17 protein-coding genes are annotated in these 16,595 nt (G+C 58.3%); 10 read left to right on the forward strand and 7 right to left on the reverse strand.

The window, feature by feature from the left end:
• Positions 1-63 precede the first annotated feature (63 nt).
• From GOQ28_RS16690 to GOQ28_RS16700, 3 genes are all read right to left on the reverse strand, one after another.
• The gene (locus GOQ28_RS16690) at positions 64-1,392 is read right to left on the reverse strand and encodes a type II toxin-antitoxin system HipA family toxin (protein ID WP_160357254.1); all 1,329 of its coding nucleotides are present in this window, start codon (positions 1,390-1,392) and stop codon (positions 64-66) included.
• Positions 1,389-1,685 (reverse strand): helix-turn-helix domain-containing protein, encoded by a 297-nt coding sequence (locus GOQ28_RS16695; RefSeq protein ID WP_160351757.1) that lies wholly within the window; start codon positions 1,683-1,685, stop codon positions 1,389-1,391. Before GOQ28_RS16695 ends, GOQ28_RS16690 begins: the two co-directional genes overlap by 4 nt.
• Before the next feature lie 161 nt (positions 1,686-1,846).
• Positions 1,847-3,340 carry an AMP nucleosidase gene (locus GOQ28_RS16700; RefSeq protein ID WP_160357255.1) on the reverse strand — a complete coding sequence of 498 codons (1,494 nt, stop codon included), beginning with the start codon at positions 3,338-3,340 and terminating at the stop codon, positions 1,847-1,849.
• A 246-nt stretch (positions 3,341-3,586) separates the two neighbouring features.
• On the opposite strand from GOQ28_RS16700, the gene GOQ28_RS16705 reads away from it, so the two are divergent.
• Positions 3,587-4,198 (forward strand): C40 family peptidase, encoded by a 612-nt coding sequence (locus GOQ28_RS16705; RefSeq protein ID WP_160357256.1) that lies wholly within the window; start codon positions 3,587-3,589, stop codon positions 4,196-4,198.
• Between the two features lie 124 nt (positions 4,199-4,322).
• Here the strand turns inward: GOQ28_RS16705 and GOQ28_RS16710 are convergent, their stop codons facing one another.
• Positions 4,323-5,093, reverse strand: a complete 771-nt coding sequence (locus tag GOQ28_RS16710) for an SDR family oxidoreductase (RefSeq protein WP_160349473.1) — start codon at positions 5,091-5,093, stop codon at positions 4,323-4,325.
• A 195-nt stretch (positions 5,094-5,288) separates the two neighbouring features.
• Here GOQ28_RS16710 and gmk point away from each other — a divergent pair, with 195 nt between their 5' ends.
• The 6 genes from gmk (at position 5,289) to GOQ28_RS16740 (ending at position 9,965) form a co-directional block, all read left to right on the forward strand.
• Positions 5,289-5,921, forward strand: coding sequence for a guanylate kinase (gene gmk / locus GOQ28_RS16715; RefSeq protein ID WP_160349474.1), 633 nt, complete (start codon positions 5,289-5,291; stop codon positions 5,919-5,921).
• A 36-nt stretch (positions 5,922-5,957) separates the two neighbouring features.
• A complete protein-coding gene (gene rpoZ, locus GOQ28_RS16720; RefSeq protein ID WP_160349475.1) occupies positions 5,958-6,161 on the forward strand; it encodes a DNA-directed RNA polymerase subunit omega in 204 nt (67 codons plus the stop codon).
• A 21-nt stretch (positions 6,162-6,182) separates the two neighbouring features.
• Entirely contained in the window at positions 6,183-8,474 is a 2,292-nt protein-coding gene (locus GOQ28_RS16725) for a RelA/SpoT family protein (RefSeq protein WP_160349476.1), read from the forward strand.
• A gap of 284 nt (positions 8,475-8,758) precedes the next feature.
• A complete protein-coding gene (locus GOQ28_RS16730; RefSeq protein WP_160357257.1) occupies positions 8,759-9,070 on the forward strand; it encodes a hypothetical protein in 312 nt (103 codons plus the stop codon).
• Positions 9,071-9,271: 201 nt separating this feature from the next.
• On the forward strand, positions 9,272-9,619 hold the full coding sequence (locus GOQ28_RS16735) for a hypothetical protein (RefSeq protein ID WP_160357258.1): 348 nt from the start codon (positions 9,272-9,274) through the stop codon (positions 9,617-9,619).
• A 22-nt stretch (positions 9,620-9,641) separates the two neighbouring features.
• Complete coding sequence (locus GOQ28_RS16740; protein ID WP_160357259.1) at positions 9,642-9,965, forward strand: hypothetical protein; 324 nt, start codon at positions 9,642-9,644, stop codon at positions 9,963-9,965.
• 142 nt (positions 9,966-10,107) lie between these two features.
• Here GOQ28_RS16740 and GOQ28_RS16745 read toward each other — a convergent pair whose 3' ends face one another.
• Entirely contained in the window at positions 10,108-11,937 is a 1,830-nt protein-coding gene (locus GOQ28_RS16745; protein WP_160357260.1) for an autotransporter outer membrane beta-barrel domain-containing protein, read from the reverse strand.
• A gap of 601 nt (positions 11,938-12,538) precedes the next feature.
• On the opposite strand from GOQ28_RS16745, the gene GOQ28_RS16750 reads away from it, so the two are divergent.
• Both GOQ28_RS16750 and GOQ28_RS16755 read left to right on the forward strand, forming a co-directional pair.
• Positions 12,539-12,856 carry a hypothetical protein gene (locus GOQ28_RS16750; RefSeq protein ID WP_160357261.1) on the forward strand — a complete coding sequence of 106 codons (318 nt, stop codon included), beginning with the start codon at positions 12,539-12,541 and terminating at the stop codon, positions 12,854-12,856.
• A gap of 48 nt (positions 12,857-12,904) precedes the next feature.
• Complete coding sequence (locus GOQ28_RS16755) at positions 12,905-13,237, forward strand: hypothetical protein (protein ID WP_160357262.1); 333 nt, start codon at positions 12,905-12,907, stop codon at positions 13,235-13,237.
• Positions 13,238-13,242: 5 nt separating this feature from the next.
• On the opposite strand, the gene GOQ28_RS16760 is transcribed toward GOQ28_RS16755, so the two are convergent.
• The gene (locus tag GOQ28_RS16760) at positions 13,243-14,685 is read right to left on the reverse strand and encodes a 3-deoxy-D-arabino-heptulosonate 7-phosphate synthase (protein WP_160357263.1); all 1,443 of its coding nucleotides are present in this window, start codon (positions 14,683-14,685) and stop codon (positions 13,243-13,245) included.
• A gap of 110 nt (positions 14,686-14,795) precedes the next feature.
• Positions 14,796-15,347 (reverse strand): GNAT family N-acetyltransferase, encoded by a 552-nt coding sequence (locus GOQ28_RS16765; RefSeq protein WP_272898859.1) that lies wholly within the window; start codon positions 15,345-15,347, stop codon positions 14,796-14,798.
• 271 nt (positions 15,348-15,618) lie between these two features.
• Here GOQ28_RS16765 and GOQ28_RS16770 point away from each other — a divergent pair, with 271 nt between their 5' ends.
• Entirely contained in the window at positions 15,619-16,593 is a 975-nt protein-coding gene (locus GOQ28_RS16770) for a TRAP transporter substrate-binding protein (RefSeq protein ID WP_160357265.1), read from the forward strand.
• Positions 16,594-16,595: the final 2 nt, after the last annotated feature.

Genomic DNA, 16,595 nt, shown 5'->3' on the forward strand with positions numbered 1-16,595 from the left:
GCGTTTTCCATATTGTAGGGGTTTTCTTCGTAGCGCTAGGCCCCCATGCCGGACCGCCACGCCCTACCGTACGGATTTGACCATGGGATGCGCTTGAAAATGCGTCAGCAGATTCTTCCGCTGTCGCTCTGTCAGGGTGGACGCCTCGATCATCAGCGGCCATTGTGCATGCGCCGCCTTGACGCAGTCGCTTACCGCCTTCGCAGCCGGCTTTTCAGGAATGCGCAGCTGCGCACAAAACGCCCGCAGCACGGCCGGCGACAGCGACGGTTTGCCGGTGGCGTTACGCCGTGGCGCCAGCGCGGGCGGCAGGATGCGCAACGCATGACCCTGGCACGGATGGTAGGCCGAGTACGCGACGATGTCATACGCGGGCGCAAGCGTCGGAGTGATTCCGTCGTGATAGATCAATCCCAAGTTCTTGAGATGCATATCAGGATTGCCGAGCATTTCGTTCACCGTCATGCGACGCAATAGCTCGTGCACAGCAGGCTCGCCTAGCGACGGAAACGCCATCATCACGGCCGCCACGTCGAGATAGCTCGCGGCCTGATATTTCTGTTCCGGCATCGCGCCCAGCACTTGGGCAAAGTCCTCGCAATGAATGCGGCGGCCGGGCTCTCGGTCATAGCGCACCACGGCCAGAAATTGCGTGCACGCATCCGCGTCGCCCAGATCGTAGCCATGCTCGGCGACCAGATTCTCCAGGGGCTCCAGGTAAGCTTGGCAAATCTGCACGCCTGCTGCTTCGGCCAGCTGCAAGGACAACGCCTCCAATTCGGGTAACAGTGGCTGCCCTACCACGGGCAGTTTCGCAATGATGTGTGTGTCGTGTTCACGCGTGCGTCCGACGTAACGCTGCCCTTCCTTGATCACGCCCAGCTTGGGTTGCACGCCGGATAGGGACACCCCCTCTTCCATTGGATCGGCGGTGACGGTCATCTCCAGTGCGTCCTGGTTTTGCGTCACATACTGTGCAAGCTCGTTGCGCGACAGCTCCACGGGTCGTGCATACACATTGCCCGGCAGATCCCCCCCGCAGGCGGCCAGCATCTCGAAATGGTCCCTGGGATCGCATCCGCGCACCCTCGCCACATGGTCACGAAAGACGCCCTCGGGCAATAGGTTCTGGAAAAAGGCGGGTAGCAGCCAACCATTTTGCGGCGAATAGCGACCATTTAAAGGCTCGCTGCGCACATCGGCCCAAAACGCCGCCTGATCTTCCGGGCTAGCGGCCAAATAAGCGGCCGAGATCACCGGCGCTTCCGTGCGCCGCGCAAACGCATCGTCGGCGACAAAGCGGGTGACGACGTCAGCGCCCTGCATGCGGTATTGAAACAGAACGCCAACGCGTTGCTTGCCGATATAGATTGCCAATGCTTGAACGTTCATGGCTCTTCGCTCCACCGGCGACGCGCCATCTCGATGCGAGTCGGCACTTTCGGCTTGGCCACAGCACCGGCTTCGACGGCAGCGGCCGCCCCCTTCGGGACGAGCAGCAGTTCCAAGCCGAGCCGGTCCGCGAGGGCAAGCAGCGTACTGACTTTGAAATCTTGCTCGCCGCTGAACACATTAGTGAGCGTGCGTTGAGAAATGCCCGCCGATTCGCGCAATTGAGCTTGGGTGTGCCCTTGCTCCCGGAGCCGAGTTCGAAGGATATTGGCGATTTCTGGAAGGGTTGTCATGGGCGGCGTTTTTGCACGACGCGCTGCAAAAAATCGTGCAAAGTAGCAATAGAGTAGTGTTTACAGGTTTTTTACTACTTTAATGCTACTGAAGCAATCGTCATAGCAATTGAAGATGGCAATAAAGTAGTTTTTTAGAACTTTCTACTACTTTAGTACCATCATTGAAACGCGGTCTCCATAAATGTACGCAGCTTGCGTGAGTGCAAGCGCTCAGACGGCATATCACGCAGCCGTTCCAGCGCCCGGATCCCAATCTCCAGATGCTGATTAACCTGATTCCGGTAAAACGCGCTAGCCATTCCAGGCAATTTCAACTCGCCATGCAAAGGCTTATCCGACACACATAACAAAGTGCCATAGGGCACCCGAAACCGAAAACCATTCGCCGCGATGGTTGCCGATTCCATATCCAGCGCAATTGCCCGCGACTGGGTAAACCGCCTCACCAACTCATCATGATCGCGCAGTTCCCAATTCCGGTTGTCGATGCTGGCGACCGTGCCCGTCCGCATAATGCGCTTCAGCTCCCAGCCTGAGAGCCCCGCCACTTCCTCGACCGCCTGTTCAAGCGCCACCTGCACCTCCGCCAGCGGCGGAACCGGCACCCAAGTCGGCAGATCATCGTCCAACACGTGGTCTTCGCGCACATAACCATGCGCGAGCACATAATCGCCCAGCCGCTGCGAATCCCGCAGGCCCGCGCAATGCCCCAACATCAACCACGCGTGCGGACGCAACACGGCAATATGGTCTGTAATCGTCTTCGCATTGGAAGGCCCCACCCCGATATTGACCAGCGTAATCCCGGAATGGTTGGCGCGCACCAAATGGTAAGCCGGCATCTGCGGCAGCCGCATGCCACCGGGTGGCGCCAGCTCAGGCGACTCTCCGCGCCGTGTAATGCGATTGCCAGGCTCCACCAGCGCCTCGTACTCACCCTGGCCGTCAGCCATCATCGCGCGCGCCCGAGCGCAAAATTCGTCCACATAGAACTGATAATTCGTAAATAGGACGAAGTTCTGAAAGTACGACGGTGCTGTCGCTGTGTAATGCTGCAAGCGATGCAAGGAATAATCCACCCGCGGTGCCGTGAACGGCGCCAATGGACGCGGCTCGCCCTCCCGCCCTTGCCACGAGCCATTAACGATCGCATCGTCGGTCACCGCGAGATTCGGCACATCGAACAGATCCCGCAGCGGCCGCCGCATGCCTTCCAGCCGCTCACCCTCGACATACGCCCCTTCCGGAAATGCGAAATGCAAGGGAATTGGCGTTTGCGACTCGCCTACCTCGATGGCAACTCCATGGTTCTGTATCAACAGTCCGATTTGCGCCAAGAAATACTCACGGAACAGCTTAGGTTGCGTGACAGTGGTTTGATAAATACCCGGCTCAGCGACGTGGCCGAACGATAGACGCGTATCAATGGGATCGTAAGTATCAACCTTGATCCGGATGGCGGGATAGCAGGTGCGCACCCGATCTGGCAGGTCGTGGCCCGCGACAACCTGTTGAAACCCATCTCGGATATAGGCCGTGTTCCGCTCATAGATCGCCGTCAATCGATCCACCGCTGCCTCGGCATCGTTGAACGCCTCGAACTCCCAGCGAGGTGGAAAACCCAATGAACCACCAGAAAAGTCAACTGTCATTTTTTATTTTCTGCAAAGTTGCCATGCCTTCAAGCATAAGCCGAAGTTAAGACAACGCAATGACTGTCTCCAAGCCGCCTGGAAAATGCTTCGATATGTTTCTATTTGGTTAGTATTAACCCCGAAATGCAAAAAAAAGTCATTCATGTACAATCCTGCCTGGCTTAGTTGTTCCGCCGCCACACTTTCGCCGGCCTGACGTAGTCAGCCCTCTTTCCGCCCACTCCGATTTTCTGAAGTGTCGCAATGACTCCACCGACGCGAAAAGCACGTACTGCCCGTTCCCTTTTCACCGCATTTTTCAGCGCCCCGCTCCTAGCTTTGGGGCTTTCTTGTTCCCTCCCCGCTCACGCCACGATCATGGCCGAAGCCATCCCTTCGGTTCAGGGCCTGCGCATGGTCGACGCCCTGACGGTGCCCAGCCTGCCAGAAATGGTTGTGCAAGCCGGATTAGAAGCGATTGGCACCCCCTACGTTTGGGGTGGGGAAGATCCCGACGCTGGTTTCGACTGCAGCGGACTGACTCAATTCGTCTACCGTGAGATTGTCGGCGTCGAGTTGCCCCGTACCGCGCGTGAACAGCGCCGCAAGGGTACCGGCGTTAGCAAAAAAGAGCTAAAGCCCGGCGATCTGGTTTTCTTCTCGACGACGCGACGCCGTGGCGTATCGCATGTCGGCATTTATATCGGTCAGAACCAATTCGTCCACGCCCCTACGCGTGGTTCCACCGTGCGAATCGATAGCCTCGACAACAAATATTGGTCGCGTCACTACGTCGCAGCCCGACGCTATATCGAAGCCCCGGCCGAGACGCCCATGCCCGAGGTGCGTATGATCGCCCAGGCAGACCACCAATAAACCGTATCCGACGGGTGCGTGAGCCCTCGCCGGCTCAGCGCGCCACGAATCGGCAAAAGAAAAGGGAGCGATCAGCTCCCTTTTTTATTCCGCATCCAAGCGGCATCAACGACGTCCTGACGACTTAGCCTCGTCCGACGAAGGGCATGTTTGTCGCCATGATGGTCATGTTCTGCACATTGGCATCCAACGGCAGTTTCGCCATTGCCACCACGGCCTGCGCCACGTGAGCCACATCCATCCGCGGCTCGACGCGTCGTTCGCCATTGGCCTGCAGCACGCCGTTTTCCATGCGCTGAGTCATTTCCGTGGCGGCATTGCCGATGTCGATCTGGCCGCACGCGATGCGATACGCCCGGCAATCCAGCGAAATCGATTTCGTCAGGCCGGAAACCGCATGCTTGGTCGCCGTATAGGCCACCGACAGCGGACGCGGCGCATGGGCAGAGATGGAGCCGTTATTAATAATGCGACCGCCGCCAGGCTGCTGCGCCTTCATCAGGCGGATCGCAGCTTGCGCGCACAAGAACATACCCGTGAGGTTCACGTCCACGATCTCTCGCCACAAATCCACGGGCACATCCTCGATCGGCAACGCTGGCATATTCCGTCCGGCATTATTGAACAGGACATCCAAGCGCCCGAACGAGCGTTGCAACTCATCGAACAAGGCGCGTACGGACTGCTCGTCGCTGACATCCGTGGGCACGACGAGCGCCCGAATACCGTCCTCACCGGCTGCCGTGCGGGTTTGTTCTAGCGCCTCGCGTCTGCGACCAGCCAAGACTACCCGGTAGCCCTGCGCCAAAAACTCCAACGCCACCGCGCGTCCGATTCCACTGCCCGCCCCGGTAACCAACGCCACCGGCGAAACGATCGCCTCGTTATCGTGCATCTTTTTATATCTCCTTTAAGGGGGTAGCCCGGTAATCTCTTTGAATGGTTGTCGCGGATACCGCTACCGTTGTAACAACCCGCGCCGCACGCCGGCATCCCAACGGCGCTCTACGATACAAGAGCTCGCGGATACAACTCCTATAATAGTGTGAATTTGTTATGCTTCGCGTCTCTCGCACGCCACTCCCCTTTTATGTCTAAACGCTCCGGCAACGTGTTCATGGTGGTCGCTCCCAGCGGCGCCGGCAAATCCAGCCTTGTAAAAGCCCTGCTGGATCAAGACCGCTCACTGGTTTTGTCCATTTCCTGCACCACCCGCGAGCCACGCCCGGGCGAAGTGGATGGACGCGAATACCGGTTCATCAGCAAAGCAGAGTTCGAGACCCTGCGCGAAGAACAAGCCTTGTTGGAATGGGCGGAAGTTCATGGCAACTTTTACGGCACGCCGCGCGACCTGATTGACCGCGCCACGGCCGAAGGTCGCGACGTACTGCTCGAAATCGACTGGCAAGGCGCGCGTCAGGTGCGGCAACGCTTTCCCGATGCGATTGGCATATTCATCCTGCCACCCTCTATCGAGGAACTCGAGCATCGCTTAAAGGCGCGCGGCCAAGATGCGCCGCAGGTCATCGCGCGGCGCCTGCTGGCCGCCGGAGGCGAGATCGCCCATGCGCCGGAATGCGAATATGTTATTATTAATCAAGAATTTAGCGTAGCCTTGGCGGAGCTGATCCAAGTCATCAGCGCCGCCCGGCTACGTTTTTCGTCTCAGGCCGTACGCCACGCCGCACTATTTGCGCAGCTGGGCATTTCGGCCGATCATTGAGGCGTTCCCTTTCACAGCCCGTTCCAGGTGTAATTCATGGCTCGCATTACTGTCGAAGACTGTCTGAATCAAATCCCCAATCGCTTCAAGCTGACGCTGACGGCAACCTACCGCGCCCGTGAACTGGCCCAGGGCCATGCCCCGCGCGTTGACAGCAAAGACAAGCCCACGGTCACCGCGCTGCGCGAAATCGCCGCCGGCCATACCGGCCTGGAAATGCTCCGTAAAGTTCCGACCTGATCCGGATCAGGGGGCAGCAACATGGCTTTTCCCCGGCTGAAGTACGCGTCGTCCGGCCTGCTGGCAGCGTTGCGGGCAGGCTCGCGCCTGGGACGCCGGGACAAGAAAAACGCGCCAGTCCAGCTGTCCAAGACCACCAGCGATGTCAGTCTGGCGGATACCCCCGCCTCTCCCGTTGCATCGCTGGCGCCGCTGACAGAAATCATCGGTGGCTATCTCGATCAAAAAGACGTCGAACGCGTCCGGGAAGCCTACCGCTTCGCCGATCAAGCGCACCTGGGCCAATTCCGGGCTAGCGGCGCGCCTTATATCTCGCACCCTATCGCGGTCACGGAAATCTGCGCCGGCTGGAAGCTTGACGCGAATGCCCTGTCGGCCGCCCTGCTTCACGACGTTATCGAAGACCAAGGCGTCGCCAAGCACGAACTGGCCGAGAAATTTGGCACCCAGGTAGCCGAACTGGTCGACGGTTTGTCGAAGCTGGATCGCCTGGATTTCGCCACCAAGGCCGAACAACAAGCCGAGAGTTTCCGCAAAATGCTGCTGGCGATGGCGCGCGATGTGCGCGTCATCTTGATCAAGCTCGCCGATCGCCTGCACAACATGCGCACGCTGGATGCGGTCAGCTCCGAGAAGCGTCGTCGCGTCGCGCGTGAAACCCTGGAGATCTACGCCCCGATCGCGCACCGCCTGGGCCTGAATGTTCTCTTTCGCGAGCTGCAAGATCTGTGCTTTGCGGCGATGTATCCCAATCGCTACCAGGTCTTGTACAAGGCGGTGCTCGCCGCTCGCGGCAATCGTCGTGAAGTCATCGGCAAGATCAGCGATGCCGTGCGCGCCGCCCTACCGGCTGCCGGTATCGAAGCCGAAGTCTCTGGCCGCGAAAAAACACTGTTCGGCATCTATACCAAGATGGTCGAACAGAAGAAATCCTTTTCCGAGGTGCTGGACATCTACGGATTTCGGGTGATTGTGCATACGCTGCCGGAGTGTTATCTGGCCCTCGGTACCCTGCATCAGCTTTATCGCCCGGTCCCTGGCAAATTCAAGGACTACATCGCGATTCCCAAGGTCAACGGCTATCAGTCGTTGCACACGACGCTGGTCGGCCCCTATGGCACGCCCGTGGAGTTTCAGCTGCGCACGCGCGACATGCATCACATCGCCGAAGAAGGCGTCGCGTCGCATTGGTTGTACAAGGGCACCGACGTCACCCTGAACGATTTGCAGAAGCGTACGCACCAGTGGCTGCAATCGCTATTGGATATTCAGAGCCAGACCGGCGATTCCGGCGAATTCCTGGAACACGTCAAGGTCGATCTGTTTCCCGATGCGGTGTACGTTTTCACGCCGCGCGGCAAGATCATTTCCCTGCCCCGTGGTGCCACGCCGGTGGATTTCGCCTATGCGATACACACGGACATTGGCAATCAGGCGGTCGCCTCCAAGGTCAATAGCGAGTTCGTGCCGCTGCGCACCGAGCTCAGTAGCGGTGACGTGGTCGAAATCATCACCTCGCCCGCCTCGCGCCCGAATGCACAATGGCTGAATTACGTGCGTACTGGCCGCGCACGGTCGGAAATCCGACATTATCTGCGTACGGTCCGCTACGAGGAATCGGTCGCGTTCGGCGAGCGGCTGCTCGCGCAAGCCCTGCAGGAATTACACCTCACTCTACCCGCCTCGGATGATCCCATGTGGCAGAAACTCGCGCGTAGTACAGGCGCGAGTTCGCGTGACGAAATTCTCGCCGATATCGGTTTGGGCAAGCGCCTGGCGGCCGTGGTCGCACGGCGTTTCGCGCCAGAGCATCAGCTGGTGGCAACGACGGCCGCCGCCGTCGACGAAATCACGTCGGCCCGCAGCGCCCCGATTCTTATCCAGGGCAACGAAGGCGAAGCCGTTCAGCTTGCGTCCTGCTGCGGTCCGTTGCCCGGAGACCCCATCGTCGCCGGCATGCGCCTCGGTCAAGGGCTGGTGGTACACACCGCCGACTGTCCGACCGCGACGCGCCTGCGTGCGCGCGAGCCCGAGCGTTGGGTCAACGTCGCCTGGGATGCACAAACGGCGAAGCACCTGTCGACGCGACTGGATGTCATCACGCGCAATGAACGCGGTGTATTGGGCCGTATTGCCGCCGAAGTCACCGCCGCGGATGCAAACATCGTACAGATCACCATGCACGACGATGCCATTTCAACGGTCTCGCTGCATTTGACGATCCAGGTAGATAGCCGCAAGCATCTGGCACAGGTCATTCGCGCGATTCGCCACGTGCCGCACATCCAGAAGATCGTGCGGGTCAAGAGCTAAATCCTCTATGCGTCATGGCTCGCGCAGGGCGCTTGTTCCTGTCATGGCGTAGATACGACGGCGCTGACACTACCAAACCGTAGCCCCGACGCCGCGTCCGATTTTCATCGACTGATCGCTCGTATCTCATCCACAGCAATCGGCGGCCCTATGCTGTACGAACACGGGCTAGGTAGCCCGTTTCGGCCCGCATCGTATGTGAGCAATTCGCAAAACGGAGCCTGCACGACTGGCCACCGCGGTGTCCGACATGTCAATGGACTGATTTCGATCGGGGGATAAGGATGCACGACCTAACTAAGTACCAAATTGGCCATATTGCTGGCGGCATTCCGGTCATGGCGACGATGGCGACCACGGATTTGGATACGGACGCACAACCGCCATTGGTTGGCAGCGTGAGCCGGCAAACAGGCATTACTGGCAATTTTGTGACTCGCGCGCTCGGTGCGCTGTCAGAGGGTATCCATCTAGCGCAACACCCTATGCTGGGAGCGGGTTTCGCTGCGCTCATATGCGCGGTGGAGTTCCTTTCCCACGAAGGGATGCCCAGCCTGCACCACCGACCACAACGGACCGTCGAAGAGGCACAGTAAGCTCGGGCGGGACCATTCAACAATCGGTGTCTACCGTTTGTCTGATTCTAAGGCGAAAACGCACCCCGCCTTTCGTCCGATTTTCCTCTTCGGCTACCCTCGTCGCCAGCCGTTCGAGCCCCGCGCAGATGGCGCAACTCGAGAAGACAACACCGTCTTCGGCTACGACATCCTGGCTTGTCGACTTAGATAAATGGAGCAATGATGCGCGAACTTTCTTTATATGGTTTGGACTCCGTTGGCGGTGGTCGAGACGACGCCCTTGCCGTGCAGGTGCTGGCCACCGCCGCGACGGTAGGTGTATGGTCCTCCTGGACCGACCGAACAAACACCGAGGCGCTTTTCACGGCGATCAAACGATCCTGGATCCCGACGGCCATCGTCGATGTTGTCTGCGCCAAGGCATTCCCTGACCCAGCGATAGACGGCCCGCTAGGCCCGATCAACTCCAACTACAACCGGTGGGCTTGCGCCATACTCAGCGGCACCGTTCAAAGCTTCTTTCATTTCGGTGTGAACCCGTTGGCCGAGCTGGGCACTGCCAACTAACGTTTTGCATAAGGAGACACAAATGCGCGAACTCGCTCTGTCAACCATGCCAGCTGTTTCCGGCGGCCTGGATTCCACCACCGGCGCCGCCATGATTGCTGGCACCTTATCCCGAGCGCTTGCCTATACAGTAACTTCCAGTGTGACTGGCGGCTCCTGCACGCTCGAAGGGCTCAAGCCATCATGGACCAAAGGCTGGATTGTCCCAGGCATCGCCGACGTATTCTTCGATAGCGACACCTATGAATCACGGCTCCCCGTAGCGTTCTTGTACGGCACACTGGCGGGATTCACCGACGCGCTGGAGCAGCGGGAGCAGGCGGCAACAATCGCCAAGCGCGATTGATTCAGGGACGCAGCGCAATTGCAGCAGGCTTCAGAAAACCGTAGTAGCTACAAGAAGTGAAGCACCGCTGCCGTTAAAAGACGGTGTATCGCGTATATGTCGAGTGCGGCTACAGGCGCCCTGCCGCACTCGACACGCCACCTTAATAACGGAACGTCGCGGTCAGGTTACCCCCGTTCTCCTTATATCCCGCCCGGCCCTGATTGTGAAACAGTGCCAGGTTCAGCAAAAGATTTTTGTCGATTTCGCCCTCGACACCCAGCTTGACTTGCGCCACATCGCGCGCGTGCGAGAGTGTCGTGGTGACACCATCATCGTGAGCCTTGTAGGCCTTGTTGGTGTGCAACCAGTTGAGTTCAACATGAGGCGTGAAGGTCGAGTTTGATGTGCCTGCAAAGTTGGCCGCGGCCCGGACTCCAAGCACTGTTTGCAATCTCGGGCTATTGCTTACAGACACGCGTCTTGCGTCCCCGCTGTCAAAGCCCCGTGCGCGAACATTCTGATAGATCAGTTGTGCGTGTGGCTGCAACTTGTACTTAACATTGCCGCGCTCCGCGAGCATCGCGTCATAGCCGACTTCCAGCCCAGCGGTCAGCCCTTTGGCTTTGTACTTGTCGGCCGCGAGTTGATCTGTCTTGATCCGGTTGTCGAAAACGTTCCAGAGTAACCAGCTATCGATGTAGGCGCCGCGATCTTGACGACGGCCGTTTTCATAGTAGGTCCCATAAGCACCGAAGCTATAGCCGTTCACCGTGCCTGAACTAGAAGGCTTGTTCCGGTTAGAAGTGGTTTTGCCGTGATAGTGACCATACCCGCCCATAATGCCCAAGACGATTTGATCGCCACGCCGACCCGCTTCGTTGAAAAGATCGACGCCAAGCATGACGGCATTTTTGTCGCCTTTGTGGTGCAGTTGACCGGAAGCGTCGTTAAAGCGACTGTGGGAACCGCTATAGCGGATCCATGCATTGCCATGCGTGTTCCCAGCGCTCATATCGCCAGGTTGATAGTTGGCCAGTCGCTCTTGCAGCGACAACTGGAACATGGTGTTGGCCGCCAACAGATTGCTCGCAAATGCGCCGGCCCTGGGCGAATGTATCGGCATGGTGGCGATTGACGGCGGAGCATGGACCGGCGTGGTCTCCGTCTCCGGCATCACGGCGGACGGGGATTCGGCAGCGGATTCAGGATTTGATTCTTGAGATGCTTCTTCGGGGTTATCCGGCGGAGTTTCTTCGACCGGCGGTTCCTGCGTTAACGGGTGGGTTTCCTTATTTGGGGCAGCCTTGGCATTGGGATTCATTTCTTTCTGAGACGATTGCTCCGCATCCTCCGCCCCCTCTTCTGGCTCGCCTTGACCATTTGACTGCTTGGCGGACACTGCCGGCGACGCGTTTGAATCTTGATGCTGCCCAGGCGCGCTGGCTGTTTGCTTCTCAGTGCTTGCCTCTACCGTAGCCCGAGCGGCAGATTCGGCGTAATCGGTTAAATGAACAATCTCTTGTCCAGTTGTCTTCAACGTCGTTAGGGCATCCTTGATCTCGTCCCCAAGCGACGTTTCGCTAATCACGGCTACGACATATGATGCTTCGCTGGCAGCGAGTGGCTTGGCGGCGTCTTCGAGTGCGACTGACGTACGGTCTATAAGCTTGGCGGCTTCTCCTGCCACGCGTGCGGCGTCTGCCAACTCTGGCCCTACCGGGGCTATGACCTTTAAAAGGTCTTCACTCTCTCGTCCCGCAAAGGCCTTCACTTCCTCCTCGGATTGATCTGCCAGAGCAGTCAAGGCGACCCCGGTTTTCAGGGCGTCGGCCAACTCGGACACCAGACTGGTCGCAAGGAGCACCTCCGCAATATCTGATGTTTGTTGTTGCGCGAAGGCCTTCGCTGCGGTTTCCATCTCATCTGTTTGCCGCACGAGCCATCGCACCGTTCCATCACATACGCCCACTGCGTCTTGGAGCTCGGGCATGAGGGGTTTCAAGATAGTTTTGACAGCGGTCGGCAATTCCTCAACCGTTGACCAAGGAACGGGCGGTGAGCTGGATCGCTCCGACTTGGGAGACATCGCATTCAACCCTGGTTTTTGTGGCTGCCGCTGCGATTCGCCCAACGCATGCGATACGCTAGGAACGGCCAGGGACGCCAGTAATACGCATGAAACCCACGACGGATTCCTACGGTGCCGCATGTGCTCGGTAGCCGTCTGGTCACCCTGCGCACACCCAATAAACTTGGTCATCATCCTATCCTCACTTGGTACAACGGTGTAGATCAGTCATCGAGCGAAGTATTGGGCCACAGTCCGCAAACCCGCCGCGGAAGATTCCATGTCCTCGCGGAAAACAGGACCCATGCACATGTGAGGACGCTCGACGTCGCAGCCTCCGACAACACGCGATCTGCGTATCGGTGCCTGACTGAAGTCTTATTTTTGGGGAGAAGACTAACTTTTATCCGTGCTGTTCACGACGGAGATTAGGCTTGGATCCGCTCGCCATCGTGTCTGGTGATGGCGGCGTTTCCGCATCCTTGGATGCATTCAATCGATAAATGCTTTAAAGCACGGAGATATGATGCGTGAACTGACTTTGCACGATCTGACCGACATTGGCGGTGGGAACGTGGTGAATGGTGCGTTTGTAAATTCGGTGGCCGCTGTGATTCGAGGAGTTTTGGGAAGCGCGAGCACCGATCTGAGTTTAGGTAGCGCCATTGATTCCGCCCAGAGAGGGTGGGTCCTGACGACGGCGATCGATTATGGCTGCATGAATTTGGCTCAGGCGGGTGGAGGGGGAAATGAGCACTACATCCGCTTGACATGTGGCACTTTGTCCGCCCTATTACAGAGCTACGCCCGCTGGCCCATCACAAATAGCGATCAAGCGTAGACAAGCGCGCTGGTTGCCGAATTAATCGTAATAAAGCTGGAGAACTAAATGCGTGAAGTTTCAACAAATGAATTGTCGATGGTAGGCGGCGCGGTCACCGCTACGGAAGTGGGCTGCACACTAGCGGCGGGCATCGTGGGTCAAGGGGCAGGCTACCTCGTCGCTGAATTATGGGATAGCGGCTTCAAGAAGCTTCCCTCCAGCGAATCATTGCACTCCGCCCTGACAGGCTGGGTTGCCCCGCTGGCAGTAAGCCTTGCTTACCACACAGAAGATGTTTACCAATCTCGCGGCCCATTGAGTGTAGGCATCGGCTTCCTGGCTGGCATCGCACACCATCGGGCGAAGCAAAAGGCTGTCGAGCCTCAGGCGACTGCATAACGCTACTAACTAGTGCCTTGCACCCGCGCGTCCCCCCACCGGCGCGCGGCCGCCAGCAGGTCATCAACATGCACCATCATCTCCCGCGCTCTGTACATAGATTGATATTGCTGCATGACCGGCTGCCAACGAGGCGCATACAATACCTGCTGCCAGACTGGCTGCAAGGCGTCGGCACATGGCTTCTCTCCATCTTGCAAGCGGGCCGCAAAGGTAAGGCTGTCCTCACACGAAAGAAGCTGCATACGGCTACCAGGGCTTAACAATCCAACAAGGGGCTCGATCTGGGAATCAGAGCAATAAAGCACGCCGCACGACGCCTCGGCCTGACACGTAGGCCATCCGGCGAGCGATGCACCATGGATACTGACTTCGCCTTCGTTTGTCATGCACGCATAGTGGACGTCCCGGCCCGCACTAGCCAAAGCCTGTAACCCACGTATCAAACGCGGCAAGTCCCCCGTGGCTGCGTCCGCCGAGGCTTTCGCTTCGATCAACAGGCAAAGGTCATAAGGCGAAGCCTCACTCGCGGACGCCGAACGCCTAAGTAGCACGACGTCCCACTCGCCCTTGGCATGATCTGTCGCCATCGGCAATATCGCAGGGGAACGTAGCGAGGTGACAACGCGATAGACGTTATGGTGATCGCACAATGCTTCGAGACGCGCCGCCAGATACTTCAGAGCATGTGCAGCGCGCAGCTCTACGGCATCGCCTCGTTGACGCGCTTGAGCCCCTTGCTCTCGCGCGTACGCACTGCCCGCAAGCGGACCCTGACGCGCTCGCAATGCCCGATACTTCATTACGTCGGTATGATTTTGGAGGACCGACAGACGCTGCAACCGTGAAAGTGCGCCTGTACTCAGCAGCCGTTTCAAGGACGCCGTAAAAACAAGATCACCGCGGATCGGTTCCGGTTGCACTATCGCCTGCGCTTCGTCAGCGAGCTTGTCCCAAGCTTCTGCGGCATACTGCTGATACATCCGCTCGGCGACTTCACGGACCGGCCCAACGGGCATCCGTAGCACCTTCTGCGGATGCGCGATGGCGTTGATGTTCGCGGTAACCGCGCGCCGGTCGTCGTTCTGCCCAGCTGAAAGCAAGACATACTCATTTACCGCCGCGGATTGCCGTTGCAAGAGCAACGCTTGAAAGGCCGGATCACCATGAACAGGGTGCGCCGCCCTTTCGATGAGAAGCGCTAATGCCCCGCAGAATTCGACGCTTAAGTCTTCGGACGGGCTCGCCTGGGCTTCGATGGCTGCGCGCGCGTGCTCGATTGCAATAGCGATTCGATTGGCCGGCGTCGCGGGGACCGCGCCATTAGCTGAAACCTGCTCCTGTATGGCCGGGTGCGCCGCTGCAATTAAAGAGGGGCGCGCCGGTATGCGATAGCGCCGTTCCACGGTTCGCAGCACCTGCTCGAGAATCGGGCACTGTCCTGACATACCGAGTAACCCCTCACAACGCGCCCAAACATCTTGCGCACAAACGATTATTCAAACCTAAATGATCGTGCCCGCCTGAGATTGAGCCGATCAACTCAACGCAAAACGCATCATCCGTCCAGCGCCACCCCGAGATCCAAGCTCATCAATTTCTCGGCATACAAAGTGCCGTCAATCAGCAACGCATCCGGTTCCTCACCATACACCTGAAAGCCCAGCCGCTCATATAAGCGCAATGCGCGAGTATTCGAACCCGTCAATGTCAGCGTAATGCGCTGGATGCCATCAAGCTTGCGCGTCTGCTCGATCGCCATGGTCAGCATAGTTTCGGCCGCGCCGCTGCCGCGCAAGTCCGGATCCATGTAGACGCCCCAGAACGTCACCTTATGCGCGGTTTTACGCGCGTGGTTGCGGAATGCGCCGACGGTTCCCTTGAGCTCGCTATCGAGAAACGCGCCCACAATGAACGCGTCCTCGTCCGGCCCGATACGAGATGCCCATTGAGCATCCGACAGCGCCGCCTCATCTGCCACGCTGGCATGGAAGCACTCGGGTGAGTTGGTCAGCATGACCTCGCGCAACCGGCGCATAGGGGTTATGTCCTCGCGGGTCAAAAGACGGAATTGAGGCTGGCGCTTAGTGATTTGGGGACCTGACGTCATGACAATAAAGTTTAGAAACAAGAAGGTCCAGCCAACATACCAGATCTCGCAGCTCGCGGGCGCTCAGGGACGCAGATGTCAGCATCAGGAGCGTCTGAATTCGCACACTCTCGCTACTTAGGAATTACCCCTATGTGGCGCATTCCAGGGACTTGTAGGCGGTCCAGACCCGTAGAATTGCATCGCACAAGGCAAAAGCCTCGAATTTTCATGATGTTTCCGTGTTTCGTACCGGCCGCATCGCTACTCTAAGCCAAGAAGGATCGTTCTCATGAAAAAGACCCTCTCCCTGCTGGCCGCCAGCTTCGCGCTGGCCTTTAGCGCCAGCGCTACGGCACAGACCAAATGGGATCTGCCCACGGCATACCCCTCCAGCAATTTCCACGTGGAAAACCTGAACCAGTTTGCCAAGGACGTCGATACGCTGTCCAACGGCAAGCTCAAGATCGTCGTCCACAACAATGCCTCGCTCTACAAGGCCCCGGAAATCAAGCGTGCCGTGCAGGGCAACCAAGCCCAGATCGGCGAGATCCTGCTGACCAACTTCGCCAATGAAGACCCGATCTACGCTTTGGACGGCCTGCCCTTCCTGGCTACGGGTTACGACGCTTCTTTCAAGCTCTACCAAGCGCAAAAAGCGTATCTGGAAAAGAAACTCGCCTCGCAAGGCATGACGCTGCTGTACTCCGTGGCATGGCCCGCCCAAGGCATTTTTGCCAACCGCGACCTCAAGACCGTGGATGATCTGAAAGGCCTGAAGTGGCGCGCTTACAGCCCGGTGACGGCGAAGATCGCCGAACTGGTGGGCGCGCAACCGGTCACGGTGCAAGCGGCCGAATTGTCGCAGGCGATGGCTACTGGCGTGATCGATTCGTATATGTCTTCGGCCTCCACCGGCTACGACACCAAGACGTACGAGTACATCAAGAAGTGGTATGACAATCAAGCATGGCTGCCCAAGAACGCCGTGATTGTGAACAAGCGCGCCTTTGACGCCTTGGATCCGGCCACGCAGGAAGCCCTGAAAAAGGCGGGCGCTCAGGCCGAGGAACGCGGCTGGAAGCTGTCCCAGGAAAAAGGCGAGTGGTACAAGCAGGAGCTCACGAAGAACGGAATGGCCATCGTCAAGCCGACTGCTGAACTTCAAGAAGGCCTGAGCAAGGTTGGTCAGGTCATGATCGACGAATGGGTCAAGCGTGCCGGAGACGATGGCAAAGCCATCATCGATTCCTATCGCAAGATGTAATC

The sequence above is a fragment of the Bordetella sp. 02P26C-1 genome (assembly GCF_009763255.1).
Classification (GTDB): Bacteria; Pseudomonadota; Gammaproteobacteria; order Burkholderiales; family Burkholderiaceae_B; genus Bordetella_A.

What these genes read in the sequence shown, in the direction of transcription:
- GOQ28_RS16725 (WP_160349476.1), top strand. Translation starts at nt 6,183, where the DNA reads ATGGCTTTTCCCCGGCTGAAGTACGCGTCGTCCGGCCTGCTGGCAGCG.
- GOQ28_RS16705 (WP_160357256.1), top strand. Translation starts at nt 3,587, where the DNA reads ATGACTCCACCGACGCGAAAAGCACGTACTGCCCGTTCCCTTTTCACC.
- rpoZ (WP_160349475.1), top strand. Translation starts at nt 5,958, where the DNA reads ATGGCTCGCATTACTGTCGAAGACTGTCTGAATCAAATCCCCAATCGC.
- GOQ28_RS16760 (WP_160357263.1), bottom strand. Translation starts at nt 14,685, where the DNA reads ATGTCAGGACAGTGCCCGATTCTCGAGCAGGTGCTGCGAACCGTGGAA.
- GOQ28_RS16750 (WP_160357261.1), top strand. Translation starts at nt 12,539, where the DNA reads ATGATGCGTGAACTGACTTTGCACGATCTGACCGACATTGGCGGTGGG.
- GOQ28_RS16690 (WP_160357254.1), bottom strand. Translation starts at nt 1,392, where the DNA reads ATGAACGTTCAAGCATTGGCAATCTATATCGGCAAGCAACGCGTTGGC.
- GOQ28_RS16740 (WP_160357259.1), top strand. Translation starts at nt 9,642, where the DNA reads ATGCGCGAACTCGCTCTGTCAACCATGCCAGCTGTTTCCGGCGGCCTG.
- GOQ28_RS16695 (WP_160351757.1), bottom strand. Translation starts at nt 1,685, where the DNA reads ATGACAACCCTTCCAGAAATCGCCAATATCCTTCGAACTCGGCTCCGG.
- GOQ28_RS16735 (WP_160357258.1), top strand. Translation starts at nt 9,272, where the DNA reads ATGATGCGCGAACTTTCTTTATATGGTTTGGACTCCGTTGGCGGTGGT.
- GOQ28_RS16745 (WP_160357260.1), bottom strand. Translation starts at nt 11,937, where the DNA reads ATGCCCGAGCTCCAAGACGCAGTGGGCGTATGTGATGGAACGGTGCGA.
- GOQ28_RS16700 (WP_160357255.1), bottom strand. Translation starts at nt 3,340, where the DNA reads ATGACAGTTGACTTTTCTGGTGGTTCATTGGGTTTTCCACCTCGCTGG.
- GOQ28_RS16765 (WP_272898859.1), bottom strand. Translation starts at nt 15,347, where the DNA reads ATGACGTCAGGTCCCCAAATCACTAAGCGCCAGCCTCAATTCCGTCTT.
- GOQ28_RS16770 (WP_160357265.1), top strand. Translation starts at nt 15,619, where the DNA reads ATGAAAAAGACCCTCTCCCTGCTGGCCGCCAGCTTCGCGCTGGCCTTT.
- GOQ28_RS16710 (WP_160349473.1), bottom strand. Translation starts at nt 5,093, where the DNA reads ATGCACGATAACGAGGCGATCGTTTCGCCGGTGGCGTTGGTTACCGGG.
- gmk (WP_160349474.1), top strand. Translation starts at nt 5,289, where the DNA reads ATGTCTAAACGCTCCGGCAACGTGTTCATGGTGGTCGCTCCCAGCGGC.
- GOQ28_RS16755 (WP_160357262.1), top strand. Translation starts at nt 12,905, where the DNA reads ATGCGTGAAGTTTCAACAAATGAATTGTCGATGGTAGGCGGCGCGGTC.
- GOQ28_RS16730 (WP_160357257.1), top strand. Translation starts at nt 8,759, where the DNA reads ATGCACGACCTAACTAAGTACCAAATTGGCCATATTGCTGGCGGCATT.